The sequence below is a fragment of the Comamonas sp. lk genome, assembly GCF_900564145.1.
Classification (GTDB): domain Bacteria; phylum Pseudomonadota; class Gammaproteobacteria; order Burkholderiales; family Burkholderiaceae_C; genus Comamonas.
Genome location: NZ_UOOB01000001.1, coordinates 1,778,161 through 1,792,530 on the forward strand (window position 1 = coordinate 1,778,161; position 14,370 = coordinate 1,792,530).

Below are 14,370 nucleotides of genomic sequence, written 5' to 3' on the forward strand. Positions count from 1 at the left end.
TGGGGGTGTAGCTCAGCTGGGAGAGCGCTTGCATGGCATGCAAGAGGTCATCGGTTCGATCCCGTTTACCTCCACCAAAATTTGATGACGGCTGATTGAGAAATCAGAATCGTTCTAGGATTGACCCTATCGTCTAGAGGCCTAGGACATCACCCTTTCACGGTGAGTACCGGGGTTCGAATCCCCGTAGGGTCGCCAAGTTTGAAGCGCTGGTAGCTATTGAAAAAAATAGTGAAGCTTCCTGCCAGGAGTGGTAGTTCAGTTGGTTAGAATACCGGCCTGTCACGCCGGGGGTCGCGGGTTCGAGTCCCGTCCACTCCGCCACAGTTTTAGTGCTTGATGAACAAAGCGCCTTTGAATCTTGAGGCGCTTTTTTAATCGGACACGTTCTAGGATTGACCCTATCGTCTAGAGGCCTAGGACATCACCCTTTCACGGTGAGTACCGGGGTTCGAATCCCCGTAGGGTCGCCAAGTTTGAAGCGCTGGTAGCTATTGAAAAAATAGCGAAGCTTCCTGCCAGGAGTGGTAGTTCAGTTGGTTAGAATACCGGCCTGTCACGCCGGGGGTCGCGGGTTCGAGTCCCGTCCACTCCGCCACAGTTTTTGGGGGTATAGCTCAGCTGGGAGAGCGCTTGCATGGCATGCAAGAGGTCATCGGTTCGATCCCGTTTACCTCCACCAAAATTTAATGACGGCTGATTGAAAAATCAGAATCGTTCTAGGATTGACCCTATCGTCTAGAGGCCTAGGACATCACCCTTTCACGGTGAGTACCGGGGTTCGAATCCCCGTAGGGTCGCCAAGTTTGAAGCGCTGGTAGCTATTGAAAAAATAGCGAAGCTTCCTGCCAGGAGTGGTAGTTCAGTTGGTTAGAATACCGGCCTGTCACGCCGGGGGTCGCGGGTTCGAGTCCCGTCCACTCCGCCACAGTTTTTGGGGGTATAGCTCAGCTGGGAGAGCGCTTGCATGGCATGCAAGAGGTCATCGGTTCGATCCCGTTTACCTCCACCAAAATTTAATGACGGCTGATTGAAAAATCAGAATCGTTCTAGGATTGACCCTATCGTCTAGAGGCCTAGGACATCACCCTTTCACGGTGAGTACCGGGGTTCGAATCCCCGTAGGGTCGCCAAGTTTGAAGCGCTGGTAGCTATTGAAAAAATAGCGAAGCTTCCTGCCAGGAGTGGTAGTTCAGTTGGTTAGAATACCGGCCTGTCACGCCGGGGGTCGCGGGTTCGAGTCCCGTCCACTCCGCCACAGTTTTCTTGATGAAGCAAAAAGCCACCAGTTTTCTGGTGGCTTTTTTGTTTTTGCTTCACTTAAGTGCTGCAATGCAGCATATTTGCACTATGCTATCGACTTGCTAGCAGATTCCCCTGACTCTGCAAATGCTTTGGGCTATGCGATATCGTCACGATTCGTATCGACAGGCGACAAAATTTTTCTTTTTGAGGAACTTTTACCGCTGTCGAAAGCACCATCAGTAGCAGGTTTCTGCAGCTGCAGGTTTCACTCTTTTAGGGCTTGTCCTTTCTTTTAGCGCTCACTCCTAAATTTCATGCGTTCGGCTCCGTCTTTTTTGCTGTCATTGCTGCTGTTTGTCGCCATTACCGGCGCACAGATCGTGGCTTTGTGGCCGACGGCTTCGCAGGAAGAGCTGGCTCCCATGCATGTGGTCCAGTTGATGGAATCCGGAGTGGATGTGCTGCAGGAGTTTGAGGACGATGTGGAGCTTGATTCCACAGAGTTCTCCATTCATCGCGTTCCGCGCACGGTCGAAGTCAATCCTGCCCAGGAAGACAAGAACGAATTATTTGGCCCGCCAGAGCAGATTGCTGTGGCCGTGGCTGATGCCCAGGTTACGCCACAAGCGCATGTGGTGTACCTAACGACCCCTTGGCCCGACAGCATGTTGCGCCCGCCCATATCGGGCCTGCCAACGGCAGGCTAGCCCCATATGCCTGAGTTCTGCCAGCCAGCGTGTCTGCTGGGCGGAACCCTCTAGGCGGTTTCAGGGCAAATCTCCTTTCTGATCACCAGCTTGTGGCGTTTGACGCCCGGGTCTGCGTCGTCTCGCTGTGCTGCGTATGCGTCAGCGAGACCCAAGCCTGTCGGCTTTCCCCATCCTTTGTGGATTCTCAAGCAAGCGTTTTGCGTTTTGCTTCGAGTGCGGAAGTTGGCTCACTTCAATGTTTTTCTCACTTTGTCTGCCATTTACGGGCAGCTATGTTCTATGTCGTATAGATCGATAGCGCCGGGTGTATTACCGGCCGAATCTTGTTTTTCCCCTCCAGGCGCAAGAAGCCTGCAACGTTTGAATCGCATTGCACTGCTCTGTCTTGCCATGGGCACCTCACAGTGGGCCCTGGCCCAGGATGCCCAAACCGCATCGCCAGGCAATGCCACAGCGGTGCTTGGTGCTGCCAGCACGCCGGCTGCCGCTCCTCAGCTCAGTCTCGATCAGCTGGTGCAAACCGTGCTGGATCACAACCCCGAGCTGCGCTCGGTTCAGCAGTCGAGCGTGACCGCACAGGCGGCCGTGGTGACGGCCGGTGCTTTGCCCAATCCCAAGCTCGAATGGAGCCAGGGCCGGAACAGTGCGCGCATTCCTTCCGGTACACCAGGGAACGTCAGCACCATGGGCGTCTCGCTGCCCATAGAAATGCCCTCGGTGCGTGCTGCCCGCGTGAATGCGGCCGAAGCCGGCCAGCGTGCCTCGGTGCAGCAGATTGCGGCCTCGCGCAATGCGCTGGTGGCGCAAGTCAAGCTGCGGGCGTATGAAGTGGTGCTGCGCAATGCACAGGCCGATGCGGCCCATGATGCCGTCAAGCTGCTGGAGCAGGCCCATGAGCGCGTGCGTGTGCGCGTCTCCAGCGGCGAGGCTGCCCGCTACGAAATCATCAAGGCCGACGCCGAGCTGATCAATGCCCGCCAGCAGGAGCAATCTGCCAAGCTGCTAGCCGAGCAGTCGCAGCTCACGCTCAACCGCATGGCTGCCGGTCAGTTGCCGGCGCGCTTTGATCTGAAGCTGTCATTGCAGGACCCGGTGAGCAAGACGGGCTTGCAGAGCATCAACTGGCAGGCTCACCCTGAGCTGCTGCAGCTGCAATCGGAAGTGGACAAGGCCGAAGCCCAGAAGCAAGGTGCCAAAGCCAGCCGTTGGCCTGGTCTTGAGCTGCGTTATGCCCAGACCCGCGAGCCCGATATTCGCAACAACACCGTTGGCGTGACGGTGCAGATTCCGCTGTTTGACCAGCGCCGCGGTCCTATCGATGAAGCTGCCTCCGAGGCGGAACGTGCCCGGCTGCGCCTGGAAGGGCGCCGTGCCGAGCTGGAGCAGCAAATGCAGCAGGCCTGGAAAGTGATGGAAATGGCCCAGGTGCGTACCAAGGCCTTGAGCGAAGGCGCAGTGCGTCAGGCCGAGGCGGCCCTGCGCGTGGCTGAAGCCGCTTACCGCTTTGGTGAGCGCGGCATTCTGGATGTGCTCGACGCTCAGCGTGTGCTGCGCACCGTACGCGCCGACCTGCTGGAAGCCCGCTACCAGCTGCAATCCGCTCGTATCGAGCTGGACTTCCTGGCCGGCCGCTATGCAGCACCTTCCGCAATCTGATTCCAGTTTTTGAATATTGCTTATGTCCTCCCATTCTTCTTTTTCTCAGACCGGCCGCAATCGCCCTGCATCCCTGGTCGCTGCGCTGGCACTTGCCGGTCTTGTCTCGCTGACTCTGACTGCCTGCGGCAAGGATGAGCAAAGCAGCGCCGCACCTGCGGCTGCTGCTTCGGCCCAGGCCGAGCTCGATCCCATGGAGGTGGTGGTTTCCGCCGCCATGGCCAGCAACTTCAAGACGGCAGCCGTGGCACAGGCCGAAGTGGCCAGCGTGCAGGAAATCTCGGGTCGCATCGAAGCCAATGAGCGCAAGGTGGTGCGCATCGGTGCCGCCGTGACAGGCCGCGTGACCGAAGTGCTGGCCGAGACCGGCGACCGCGTCAAGTCGGGCCAGGTGCTGGCGCGTGTGGCCAGCCCCGAATTGACCACCGCCCAGCTGGCCTATATGCGTGCCAGCGCCACGGCCACCTTGGCTGAGCGGGCGGTAGAGCGCGCACGTCAGCTGATTGCTGCCGACGTGATTGGCTCTGCAGAGCTGCAGCGCCGAGAATCCGAGGTACAGATTGCCCGCGCCGAATTGCGTGCAGCCGGCGATCAGCTGCAGCTCATGGGCATCTCGGGCGATGCGCTCACGCGGCTGCGCGGTCAGGGCAGCATCGCGCCCAATGCGGCCGTCACCGCCTCTTCTGCAGGTATCGTGATCGAGCGCCAGGTCAGTCAGGGCCAAGTGGCACAACCAGGCGATCCGTTGTTCACCGTGGCTGATCTGTCCAATGTCTGGGTGGTGGGTGCCTTGCCTGAGCAGATGGCCCGCAGCGTGCAGGTCGGTCAGAGCGTGCAGGTTGATGTGCCCGCCTTGGGATTGACCCCTGATGAAGGGCCTCTTTCCGGCAAGATCATTTACGTGGGCGATACGGTTTCGTCTGAAACCCGCACCGTCACCATCCGTACCCAGGTGGATAACAAAGACCATGCCTTGAAGCCGCAAATGCTGGCCACCATGCGTATCCAGGGTGCCATGGAAAAGACGCTGGCCATTCCCGCCTCCGCCGTGGTGCGCGAGAACGACAAGGACCATGTGTACGTGAAGAAGGCCGAGAACCATTACCGCCTTACGCCCGTGGATCTGGGTGGTGCCAGCGGCGGTCTGCGTCCGGTGCTCAAAGGTTTGAGCGAAGGCGTGCAAATCGTGGTCGAGGGCTCGTTCCATCTGAACAACGAGCGCAAGCGCGCTGAGCTGGAGTAAGCCCATGATTGCTTCCATGATTCGAGCTGCGCTAACGCAGCGGTTGGTGGTGATCGTGCTTGCGCTGGTGGTTTGCGGCTTTGGCCTGCGTGCTGCCATGAATCTGTCGGTGGATGCCTTCCCCGATGTGACCAATGTGCAGGTGCAGGTGGCGACCGAAGCACCGGGCCGCTCGCCCGAAGAAATCGAGCGTTTTGTGACGGTGCCGCTGGAAATCGCCATGACGGGCTTGCCCGGTGTGGTGGAGATGCGCTCGCTCAACAAAAGCGGCCTGTCCATCATCACCCTGGTGTTCACGGATGCCACTGATGTCTACTTTGCCCGTCAGTTGGTGACGGAGCGCCTGATTGAAGTGACGCCCCGCATGCCAGAAGGCATCGTGCCCGTGCTGGGCCCGGTGTCTACCGGTCTGGGCGAGGTCTATCAGTACACGCTGGACCATCCCGACGATGGCCAGCGCGAGCTGACCCAGGCCGAGCTGACCGAGCGCCGCACCATCCAGGACTGGGTGGCGCGCCCGTTGCTGCGCTCCATCCCCGGGGTGGCTGAAATCAACTCCCAAGGCGGTTACGTCAAGCAGTACCAGGTGCTGGTGGATCCCGGTCGTCTGGCTCACTATGGTCTGTCCGTGCGCCAGGTGGTGCAGTCGGTGGCCGATAACAACGCCAATGCCAGCGGCGGCATCTTGCCCCAGGTGACGGAGCAGTATCTGATCCGCGGTGTAGGCATGATTCGCTCGCTGGAGGATATCGGCAACATCGTGCTCAAGGAGCAGGGTGGCGTACCGGTTTATGTGCGCGATGTGGCGACGGTGCAAATTGATGCCGAAGTGCGTCAGGGCGCCATCATCAAGGGTGGCTATACCGAAAGCGTCTCCGGCATTGTGCTGATGATGCGCGGCGGCAATGCCAAGGAGGTGGTGACGCGCGTCAAGGAGCGCGTGGACGAAATTAATACCAAGGGCATGCTGCCCGGCGGCTTGCAGATCGTCTCCTTCTACGACCGTACCGATCTGGTGGATTCGGCTCTGTGGACCGTGGGCAAGGTGCTGATCGAAGGCATTTTCCTGGTGGTGGTGGTGCTGTTCATCTTCCTGGGTGATGTGCGCTCAAGCCTGATCGTGGTGGCGACGCTGATCATCACGCCGCTGACGACCTTCATCATGATGAACCGCTATGGCATCTCGGCTAACCTCATGTCTTTGGGGGGGCTGGCGATTGCCATCGGCTTGATGGTGGATGCCACCGTGGTGGTGGTGGAGAACGTATTCCACAAACTCGGCCAGGCTGGCAACAGCATGGGAGAGCGGGTGCGCACCGTGCTGTCTGCCACGACGGAAGTGGCAACTCCCACCATCTTCGGCATTGCCATCATCATCTTGGTGTTCCTGCCCTTGATGACCTTGCAGGGCATTGAAGGCAAGATGTTTGCGCCGCTGGCGTTGACGATTGTGATTGCGCTGGCCGTGTCCCTGGCCGTGTCGCTGTTCCTGTCGCCCGTGCTGTGCTCGTACTTCCTCAAGGGCGGTGCCGACCACGACACCAAGCTGATCGCCTTCCTCAAGCGCCACTATCTGAAGCTGCTGGATGGCGCCACAGCGCGTCACCGTCTCACGCTGGCTGTGTCCGTGGCCTTGCTGATCGGCTCGCTGGGGTTGTTCCCGCTTCTGGGCAAGTCCTTCATGCCGACTATGAAGGAAGGTGCGCTCACACCGCAGATCAACCGCGTGCCCAGCATTTCCCTGGATGAATCCATCCGCATGGAAATGGCCGCCATGAAGGAAGTGGCTCAGGTGCCGGGTGTGAAGTCCGTGGTGTCCAAGCTGGGCCGTGGCGAATCGCCTGCGGATCCTGCCGGTCCCAACGAGTCTGATCCCATCGTGCTTCTGGACCCCGAGTCCGAGCGTACCCAGGATGAGATCGATGAAGAAATTCGTCAGCGCCTGTCCAAGATTCCCGGTGTACAGATTGTGCTGTCTCAGCCGATTTCCGAGCGCGTGGATGAAATGGTGACGGGCGTGCGTTCACAGCTGGCCATCAAGGTGTTTGGCGATGAGCTGGGCGAGTTGAAAGACATCTCCGAGCAAGTTGCCCGTATCTTGAAGAGCGTGAACGGCAGCACCGATATCCGTATCGAGCGCCTCTCGGGGCAACAGGCATTGACGGTGGACATTGACCGCAAGGCCATTGCCCGCCATGGCCTGAATGTGGCCGATGTGCAAAGCCTGCTGGAGTCGGCCATTGGTGGCAAGGATGTGACCACCTTGTATGAGGGCGAGCGTCGCTATGCCGTGGTGGTTCGTTTCCCAGAAGCTTTTCGTGGGTCGCAGCAATCGATTGGTGCCACTCTGCTGACGACAGCGAACGGTGCGAAGGTGCCATTGAGTAGTTTGGCAAAGATCGAGCTGGTGGACGGCCCTGCGCAGATCAGCCGCGAAGGCGGCAAGCGCCGCGTGGTGGTGGGTGCCAATGTGGAAGGCCGAGACCTGGGTGGCTTTGTGACCGAGGTGGAGCAGCGTCTGGCGCAGGAAGTCAAACTGCCTGACGGCTACTACTTCAAATTCGGTGGCCAGTTCGAGAACATGGAGCGCGCCATGGGCACGCTGCAGGTCATCGTGCCGCTGACCATCGTGGCCATCTTCTTCCTGCTGTTCCTGCTGTTCAACTCCGTCAAGCTGGCCAGTCTCATCATCTTGGTGCTGCCTTTTGCTTCGGTCGGCGGCCTGATCGGTCTGTTTGTCACGGGTGAGTACCTGAGCGTGCCGGCCTCGGTGGGCTTTATTGCGCTGTGGGGTATTGCCGTGCTCAACGGTGTGGTGTTGGTGACCAGCATCCGACGTCTGCGCGAAGATGGCATGGCCGTGGCTGCGGCCGTGCGCGAAGGCTGTGTACAGCGTTTCCGCCCGGTGATGATGACGGCGACCGTGGCCTTGCTGGGTCTGGTTCCCTTCCTGTTTGCCACCGGCCCGGGCTCTGAAGTGCAGCGTCCGTTGGCTATCGTGGTGATCGGTGGCCTGATCTCGTCCACCTTGCTGACCCTGGTGGTGCTGCCCACGCTGTACCGCTGGTTTGATGAAAAGCCGACCGAGGCTTGATGGAGTGCCGCCCCCTGAGCCGCTTTGCGGCTTCTAGAAGGGGGACGATCCCATCGCTGCGGGGCGGCCCTTGCTCGATTTCTCTGGCTTGGGCCGCCTGTGCGGCGAGAACTTTAGGAGATTGTGATGATGAAAGAAATCCGTGCCATCGTGCGACCCAGCCGCTTGGATCGTTTGCGTGCTGCATTGCGTGACATTCCCAATTTCCCGGGTGTGACCATCTTCAAGGCCGAAGGCTTCACGGCCCCGGCGGCCGTGGACAAGCGAACGGTCAAGGACGAATTGACCGATTTTTCGGACAAGCTTATGGTTTGCGTGATCGTGGAAGAGTCCATGGTCGAGCCGGTCCGCGAGGCCATTGTGAGCGCCTGCCGCACGGGTCAGATCGGAGACGGTCTGGTCTGGACGGTCGATATTGGCGAGATGCATCGCATCCGCGATGGCGGCGCGGTGAACTAAGCGCACTGTCGGCGTGATCTGAGGGATGCCTGGCAATATGTCCGGCATCCTTTTTTCTGCCTTAGGGTGAAAAATCTGCCGACTTCGAAAAAGGCCCGAAAAGCCTGTGCTACAATTTTTGTATTGCAGCAACAAGCTGGTGTTTGAAAAAACACCGGTTTGCGGTTCAAGGGGGGGGTATAGCTCAGCTGGGAGAGCGCTTGCATGGCATGCAAGAGGTCATCGGTTCGATCCCGTTTACCTCCACCAAAATTTAATGACGGCTGATTGAAAAGTCAGAATCGTTCTAGGATTGACCCTATCGTCTAGAGGCCTAGGACATCACCCTTTCACGGTGAGTACCGGGGTTCGAATCCCCGTAGGGTCGCCAAGTTTGAAGCACTTGTAGCTACAAAGTAGCGAGCAAAGCTTCCTGCCAGGAGTGGTAGTTCAGTTGGTTAGAATACCGGCCTGTCACGCCGGGGGTCGCGGGTTCGAGTCCCGTCCACTCCGCCAGATTTAAAAGCCGCAATCAAGCAATTGATTGCGGCTTTTTCTTTGCCTGAAAAACAACGGACAAAAAACAGGCTCTGTGAAGAGCCTGTTTTTTAATTTTGCGACCGGCTTATTTGGGTGCCATGCGGATGGCGCCATCCAGGCGAATCACTTCGCCGTTGAGCATGTCGTTTTCCAGAATGTGTTTGACCAGCTTGGCATAGTCTTCCGGTTTGCCAAGACGGCTGGGGAAGGGGACGCCGGCCGCCAGGGCATCCTGAACTTCCTGGGGCATGGTGAACAACATGGGCGTGCCGAAAATACCAGGTGCAATCGTCATATTGCGAATGCCGTTGCGAGCCAGATCACGCGCAATCGGCAAGGTCATGCCCACCACGCCGCCTTTGGAGGCGGCGTAAGCGGCCTGGCCGATCTGGCCGTCATAGGCGGCAACGCTGGCGGTGGAGATCAGTACGCCACGCTCGCCCGTGCTTTCGGGCTCGTTCTTGCACATGGCGTCTGAGGCCAGGCGAATCATGTTGAAGGTGCCCACCAGATTGACCATGATGGTCTTGGTGTAGACGGCCAGGTTGTGGGGGCCGTTTTTACCCACGGTTTTTTCGGCAGGGGCGATGCCGGCGCAGTTGACCAGGCCCGCAAGCTTGCCCAGGCTCAGCGCTTTCTCGACCACGGCTTGGCCGTCGGCCTCATTGCTCACATCGCAGCGCAGGTACACGCCGTCTATTTCGCGCGCCACGGCTTCGCCGCGTTCTGCATTCATGTCGGCAATCACCACCTTGCCGCCGTTGGCTGCCAGCATGCGGGCCGTGCCTTCGCCAAGTCCTGAAGCGCCGCCGGTCACAATGAATACGCGATCCTGAATCTGCATGAGCTGTCTCCTGTGGTTTTTGAGTTACGTTAACGTAAACGTCAATTATGCATGGTGTGCATTCATCCGTGATGGCGAAAAAAGCACAAAAAAAGCCCGATCCAAAAAGATCGGGCTTGTAAGGGATCCGTGAAACGGGGGTTTCAGGAGGATCCAAGGAGACAACTTGTGCAGAGTCGAGAGTGAACTCGACCTGACATGTTTGCAATTATAGGGGTAAACCCTTGGTTTTGCAAATCATGTCATTTCGCCATGTTCTTAGCGCTTGGCGCCGGGGTTTGTGCTGGCCTTGACAGCTTCGGTTGCTGTGTTGGCAGCAGCGTTGAAGTTGGTTTCAGCCAGATCGGAAGCTTGCTTGACCGCTTTTTGCACGGATTCAAAAGCGCCGTTGGCCGTGGAGACTGCGCTCTTCAGGATGGCCACAGCAGATTCGGTACCGGCTGGAGCGTTCTTGGCAGCGTTGTCCAGCAGAGCGTTGAAGTTCTTGCGGGCTTCGGCAGTCTGGTTTTCCAGAGTCTTGCCGATTTCCGTGCTGGTGCCGCTGGCGATGTCATACAGGTGACGGCTGTAGGAAGCAGTCTTTTCAGCCAGGGGCTGGAACAGGCTGGCTTGCAGGTTCAGCAGCTCTTGAGCATCCTTGACGCTCAGCACGGCTTGGGTGTGTTGGGCAGCTTCGGTCAGAGCGGCGCGCGAGGCGGTCACGTTCAGTTCCACCAGCTTTTCCACGCCTTCAAAGGCTTTGCTGGTCAGGCCAAACAAAGTTTCGAAGTTGGCTTTGTGGACGCTCAGGATTTGGTCAGGGGTCAGGCTCATAACTATCTCCAAAATTACAGATCTAAAAACAAAGGATCGACCGGAGGAAACATCTGCGCTGACATGATCATCTGGGCGTTAACCCGATATGTTGCAGTGCAGCATGGGTGCATTGTATGAACAGTTGTTTGAGAAATGCAAGCGATTTTTTGTTGCGCTGCAGCAAAATAAAGATGCAGGCCTGGATTGTTGCTAAGTACATGATTTGTATTTGATTTTTATGTCTGCAATATGACATTAATATAGGGCGTGGCGCATTTTTTCAGTTCGTTGAAGGTGTTTTCCTACACCCAGATCAGCGCTGCTTTGACCTGAGAGCAAGCCAGCACCCATGTCTCGTGGGTGCTGGTCGTGGTCGGCCCGCATTTGCACAATGCGGTTTCATGAATGCCACTATTCCTGTCTCCTCTCCCGCTCCGGTGCGTGCCCGGCCTCAGGCCAGAAGCAGCTACCGGGTCTTTCGCCAGATCGGCACACGCTGGTCCGACAACGATGTCTATGGCCATGTGAACAACGTCATCTACTACAGCTGGTTCGATACGGCGGTGAACGCGCATCTGATAGAGAGCGGGGCGCTGGATATTCATGCCGGGCAGACCATAGGCCTGGTGATAGAGACGCAGTGCAACTACTTTGCTTCGCTGGCTTTCCCGCAGACGGTGGAGGCCGGGATTCGCGTGGCACATATGGGCAGTTCCAGCGTGCGCTATGAGATAGGGCTTTTTGCCCAGGGCGAGCCGCTGTCGGCGGCCGCCGGGCATTTTGTCCATGTGTATGTGGACAGCCAGACCCGCCGGCCTGTGCCATTGCCGTCCAGGTTGCGCACCGTGCTGGAGTCCTTGCGCACGGGTGTCTAGATCAATTGCAATCAATTTAATAGCTTAAAGCGCTTATGTCTATTAAGGTATAGGTCGATTTAATTGATATCTTGAATTTCACCGCATTCATGGCCGGAGCAGCAGTGCGTAGCGCCAGGCAGACATGAGGTTCAAGAGGGCGCCGCCCTGTGGAATCGCCTACACTCAAAGTCCGGCGGGAGCTTGTGAACTCCCTCGCTTTTCTCGACTCCTCGGACCGCTGTCCATGATCATCACCAGCCTGCTTGATACCGACCTGTACAAATTCACGATGATGCAGGTGGTGCTGCACCAGTTTCCCGGTGCGCAGGTGGAATACCGCTTCAAATGCCGCAACCGGGGCATGCAACTGGCGCCGTTTGTCAGCGAGATCCGTGAGGAAATCCGCTTTCTGTGCCAGCTACGCTTTCAGGATGCCGAGCTGGCCTATCTGAATTCCCTGCGTTTCATCAAAAGCGATTTTGTGGATTTTCTGGGGCTGTTCCAGCTCAATGAGAAATACATCACGGTGACGGCTCTGCCCAATGGGGAGATTGACATCACCATTAAAGGGCCGTGGCTGCACACGATCTTGTTCGAAATCCCGGTGCTGGCCATTGTCAACGAGGTGTATTTTCGCAATACCCAGCCGGTGCCCGCTTACCCCGAAGGTCGCAAGCGGCTGGACGGAAAAATTGCCTTGCTGCAGCAATCCGGGCTGGAGACGCTCAAGATCGCCGACTACGGCACGCGTCGCCGCTTTTCCAAGGCCTGGCATGAAGAGGTGCTGCGCGTACTCTGTGCCCGCCTGGGAGCCGACCGGCGCCGGGGCCAACTGGCGGGTACCAGCAATGTGCTGTTTGCCATGAAGCTGGGGCTGGTGCCGCTGGGCACGCTGGCCCATGAATACCTGCAGGCCTGCCAGTCGCTGGGCCCGCGTCTGCGCGACAGCCAGATTTTCGGTTTCGAGACCTGGGCGCGCGAGTACCGGGGCGATCTGGGGATTGCTCTGTCCGATGTCTATGGCATGACGGCTTTTCTGCGCGATTTCGATCTGTATTTCTGCAAGCTCTTCGATGGTGCCCGCCATGACAGCGGCGATCCGTTTGACTGGGGCGAGCGCCTGATTGCCCACTACAAAGCCAACAAGATCGACCCGCTGTCCAAGGTGCTGATTTTCAGCGACGGGCTGACGGTGCCGCGCACCATAGAGCTGTTTGAGCGTTTCAATGGCCGCTGCAAGCTGGCTTTCGGCATAGGCACCAATCTCACCAACGATCTGGGCAATGCTCCCGAGCATGTGCCGCTGCAGATCGTGATCAAGATGACGCGCTGCAACGGCCAGCCTGTGGCCAAGCTCTCCGATACGCCGGGCAAGAGCATGTGCGACGATGAGCGATATCTGGCGTATTTGCGCCAGGTATTCAGCATCCCCCAACCGCAGACAGAGCCTTCGGTTTGAGCTATTGAATAGCGAGCGAACCTGGTCTCTGGTGGAGAAGCGCTTCGTGAACAATTGCAGGCAGGTTTTGAAACGCGGCGCGGCGGCCGCCGGCATCTGGGCCGTGGCAGGCGGCGCTCAGGCGGCTCAGCTCAATGCCGCCAGCCTCTCCCTGGTCTGGGGCATTCCTTTTGCGGGCATGCTGCTATCGATTGCGCTGCTGCCGCTGCTGGCCGCCCATTTCTGGCACCAGCATTTTGGTAAGGTCACGGCGGGCTGGGCCCTGGCTTTTCTGCTGCCGTTTGCGCTGGTCTTCGGCATGGGGACGGCAGTCGAGAATCTGGTCCACGCCCTGCTGGCCGAGTATTTTCCGTTCGTCATACTGCTGACCGCCCTCTACACGGTGGCAGGCGGCATTTATGTGCGCGGCAATCTGCGTGGCTCGCCTGGGCTCAATACCGGTATTTTGGCGCTGGGGGCGGTGCTGGCCAGTTTTATGGGCACGACCGGGGCCTCCATGCTGCTGATTCGCCCTTTGCTGCGCGCCAATGATGACCGTCGCCATCAGGCCCATGTGGTGGTGTTCTTCATTTTCATCGTCTCCAACGCCGGCGGTGCACTCACGCCGTTGGGCGATCCGCCGCTGTTTCTGGGTTTTTTGAAGGGCGTGGATTTCTTCTGGACGCTGCGCCATCTCTGGGGCCCGGCGCTGTTCATGAATCTGGCGCTGCTGGCGATCTTCTATCTGCTGGACCGCTATCTGATGCGCAAAGCGGGTGAGACCGTGTTGCCCGATCCCACGCCTACGCTGGATGTGACGGGCTCCGTCAGCCATCTGGGCTTGGAGGGCAAGATCAATTTTGTCTTGCTGCTGCTGCTGGTGGGTCTGGTGTTGATGAGCGGTGTGTGGCGCACGCCAGCCGGTGTCGAGATTGCCGGAACGCATGTGGGCTTGCCCAGCCTGGTGCGCGATGTGGGGCTGATTGTGGTGGCTCTGCTGTCGCTCATGCTCACACCGCGCGGCGTGCATGCGGCCAACGAGTTTGGCTGGGCTCCCATGCAGGAGGTGGCCAAGCTGTTCATCGGCATCTTTGTGACCATCATTCCCGTGATTGCCATGCTCAAGGCCGGTGCGGACGGACCTTTTGGCTTCATCGTACGGGCCGTGACCCGCAGCGACGGCACGCCCGACGAAACCATGTACTTCTGGGTCACGGGCGTGCTTTCGTCCTTTCTGGACAATGCGCCTACCTATCTGGTGTTCTTCAACACCGCCGGTGGTGACCCTGCCCATCTGATGACAGATATGGCGCTGACGCTGATGGCAATTTCTGCCGGTGCCGTCTTCATGGGTGCCAACACCTATATCGGCAATGCGCCCAACCTCATGGTCAAGGCGATTGCCGAGGACAGGGGCGTGAACATGCCTGGATTTTTTGGCTACATGATCTGGTCGGTCTGCGTTCTGCTGCCGCTGCTGGTGATCATGACGCTGATCTGGTTTCGCTAA

Annotated in this window: 10 protein-coding genes and 14 tRNA genes; 22 read left to right on the forward strand and 2 right to left on the reverse strand. The window is 58.4% G+C overall.

Going from position 1 to position 14,370, the window contains the following annotated elements:
• Position 1 precedes the first annotated feature (1 nt).
• From EAO39_RS08010 to EAO39_RS08100, 19 genes are all read left to right on the forward strand, one after another.
• A tRNA-Ala gene (locus EAO39_RS08010) sits at positions 2-77 on the forward strand.
• Positions 78-122: 45 nt separating this feature from the next.
• A tRNA-Glu gene (locus tag EAO39_RS08015) sits at positions 123-198 on the forward strand.
• A 49-nt stretch (positions 199-247) separates the two neighbouring features.
• Positions 248-324: transfer RNA gene (locus EAO39_RS08020), tRNA-Asp, on the forward strand.
• A gap of 73 nt (positions 325-397) precedes the next feature.
• Positions 398-473 (forward strand) — tRNA-Glu (locus tag EAO39_RS08025).
• 48 nt (positions 474-521) lie between these two features.
• Positions 522-598, forward strand: a tRNA-Asp gene (locus tag EAO39_RS08030).
• 8 nt (positions 599-606) lie between these two features.
• Positions 607-682 (forward strand) — tRNA-Ala (locus tag EAO39_RS08035).
• Positions 683-727: 45 nt separating this feature from the next.
• Positions 728-803 (forward strand) — tRNA-Glu (locus tag EAO39_RS08040).
• Positions 804-851: 48 nt separating this feature from the next.
• A tRNA-Asp gene (locus EAO39_RS08045) sits at positions 852-928 on the forward strand.
• 8 nt (positions 929-936) lie between these two features.
• Positions 937-1,012, forward strand: a tRNA-Ala gene (locus tag EAO39_RS08050).
• 45 nt (positions 1,013-1,057) lie between these two features.
• Positions 1,058-1,133: transfer RNA gene (locus EAO39_RS08055), tRNA-Glu, on the forward strand.
• Positions 1,134-1,181: 48 nt separating this feature from the next.
• Positions 1,182-1,258 (forward strand) — tRNA-Asp (locus tag EAO39_RS08060).
• 301 nt (positions 1,259-1,559) lie between these two features.
• Positions 1,560-1,952, forward strand: coding sequence for a hypothetical protein (locus tag EAO39_RS08065; protein ID WP_120966936.1), 393 nt, complete (start codon positions 1,560-1,562; stop codon positions 1,950-1,952).
• A gap of 363 nt (positions 1,953-2,315) precedes the next feature.
• Complete coding sequence (locus EAO39_RS08070) at positions 2,316-3,611, forward strand: TolC family protein (protein ID WP_240466928.1); 1,296 nt, start codon at positions 2,316-2,318, stop codon at positions 3,609-3,611.
• A 22-nt stretch (positions 3,612-3,633) separates the two neighbouring features.
• Positions 3,634-4,854, forward strand: coding sequence for an efflux RND transporter periplasmic adaptor subunit (locus EAO39_RS08075; RefSeq protein ID WP_120966938.1), 1,221 nt, complete (start codon positions 3,634-3,636; stop codon positions 4,852-4,854).
• 4 nt (positions 4,855-4,858) lie between these two features.
• The gene (locus EAO39_RS08080; protein ID WP_120966939.1) at positions 4,859-7,948 is read left to right on the forward strand and encodes a CusA/CzcA family heavy metal efflux RND transporter; all 3,090 of its coding nucleotides are present in this window, start codon (positions 4,859-4,861) and stop codon (positions 7,946-7,948) included.
• Positions 7,949-8,071: 123 nt separating this feature from the next.
• Positions 8,072-8,407: a P-II family nitrogen regulator gene (locus EAO39_RS08085; RefSeq protein WP_120966940.1), complete on the forward strand. Its 336-nt coding sequence runs from the start codon at positions 8,072-8,074 to the stop codon at positions 8,405-8,407.
• Positions 8,408-8,580: 173 nt separating this feature from the next.
• Positions 8,581-8,656: transfer RNA gene (locus EAO39_RS08090), tRNA-Ala, on the forward strand.
• Positions 8,657-8,701: 45 nt separating this feature from the next.
• Positions 8,702-8,777: transfer RNA gene (locus tag EAO39_RS08095), tRNA-Glu, on the forward strand.
• Between the two features lie 48 nt (positions 8,778-8,825).
• Positions 8,826-8,902: transfer RNA gene (locus EAO39_RS08100), tRNA-Asp, on the forward strand.
• A 109-nt stretch (positions 8,903-9,011) separates the two neighbouring features.
• Here EAO39_RS08100 and EAO39_RS08105 read toward each other — a convergent pair.
• Entirely contained in the window at positions 9,012-9,770 is a 759-nt protein-coding gene (locus EAO39_RS08105) for a 3-hydroxyacyl-CoA dehydrogenase (RefSeq protein WP_120966941.1), read from the reverse strand.
• A 258-nt stretch (positions 9,771-10,028) separates the two neighbouring features.
• Positions 10,029-10,583, reverse strand: coding sequence for a phasin family protein (locus tag EAO39_RS08110; RefSeq protein WP_120966942.1), 555 nt, complete (start codon positions 10,581-10,583; stop codon positions 10,029-10,031).
• A 383-nt stretch (positions 10,584-10,966) separates the two neighbouring features.
• On the opposite strand from EAO39_RS08110, the gene EAO39_RS08115 reads away from it, so the two are divergent.
• The 3 genes from EAO39_RS08115 (at position 10,967) to EAO39_RS08125 (ending at position 14,370) form a co-directional block, all read left to right on the forward strand.
• A complete protein-coding gene (locus tag EAO39_RS08115) occupies positions 10,967-11,440 on the forward strand; it encodes a thioesterase family protein (protein WP_120966943.1) in 474 nt (157 codons plus the stop codon).
• Between the two features lie 226 nt (positions 11,441-11,666).
• Positions 11,667-12,881: a nicotinate phosphoribosyltransferase gene (gene pncB, locus EAO39_RS08120; protein WP_120966944.1), complete on the forward strand. Its 1,215-nt coding sequence runs from the start codon at positions 11,667-11,669 to the stop codon at positions 12,879-12,881.
• 67 nt (positions 12,882-12,948) lie between these two features.
• Positions 12,949-14,370 (forward strand): sodium:proton antiporter, encoded by a 1,422-nt coding sequence (locus EAO39_RS08125; protein WP_120966945.1) that lies wholly within the window; start codon positions 12,949-12,951, stop codon positions 14,368-14,370.

Coding starts and splice junctions, on each gene's coding strand:
- EAO39_RS08065 (WP_120966936.1), top strand. CDS start 1,560: ATGCGTTCGGCTCCGTCTTTTTTGCTGTCATTGCTGCTGTTTGTCGCC.
- EAO39_RS08075 (WP_120966938.1), top strand. CDS start 3,634: ATGTCCTCCCATTCTTCTTTTTCTCAGACCGGCCGCAATCGCCCTGCA.
- EAO39_RS08080 (WP_120966939.1), top strand. CDS start 4,859: ATGATTGCTTCCATGATTCGAGCTGCGCTAACGCAGCGGTTGGTGGTG.
- EAO39_RS08105 (WP_120966941.1), bottom strand. CDS start 9,770: ATGCAGATTCAGGATCGCGTATTCATTGTGACCGGCGGCGCTTCAGGA.
- EAO39_RS08110 (WP_120966942.1), bottom strand. CDS start 10,583: ATGAGCCTGACCCCTGACCAAATCCTGAGCGTCCACAAAGCCAACTTC.
- EAO39_RS08115 (WP_120966943.1), top strand. CDS start 10,967: ATGAATGCCACTATTCCTGTCTCCTCTCCCGCTCCGGTGCGTGCCCGG.
- pncB (WP_120966944.1), top strand. CDS start 11,667: ATGATCATCACCAGCCTGCTTGATACCGACCTGTACAAATTCACGATG.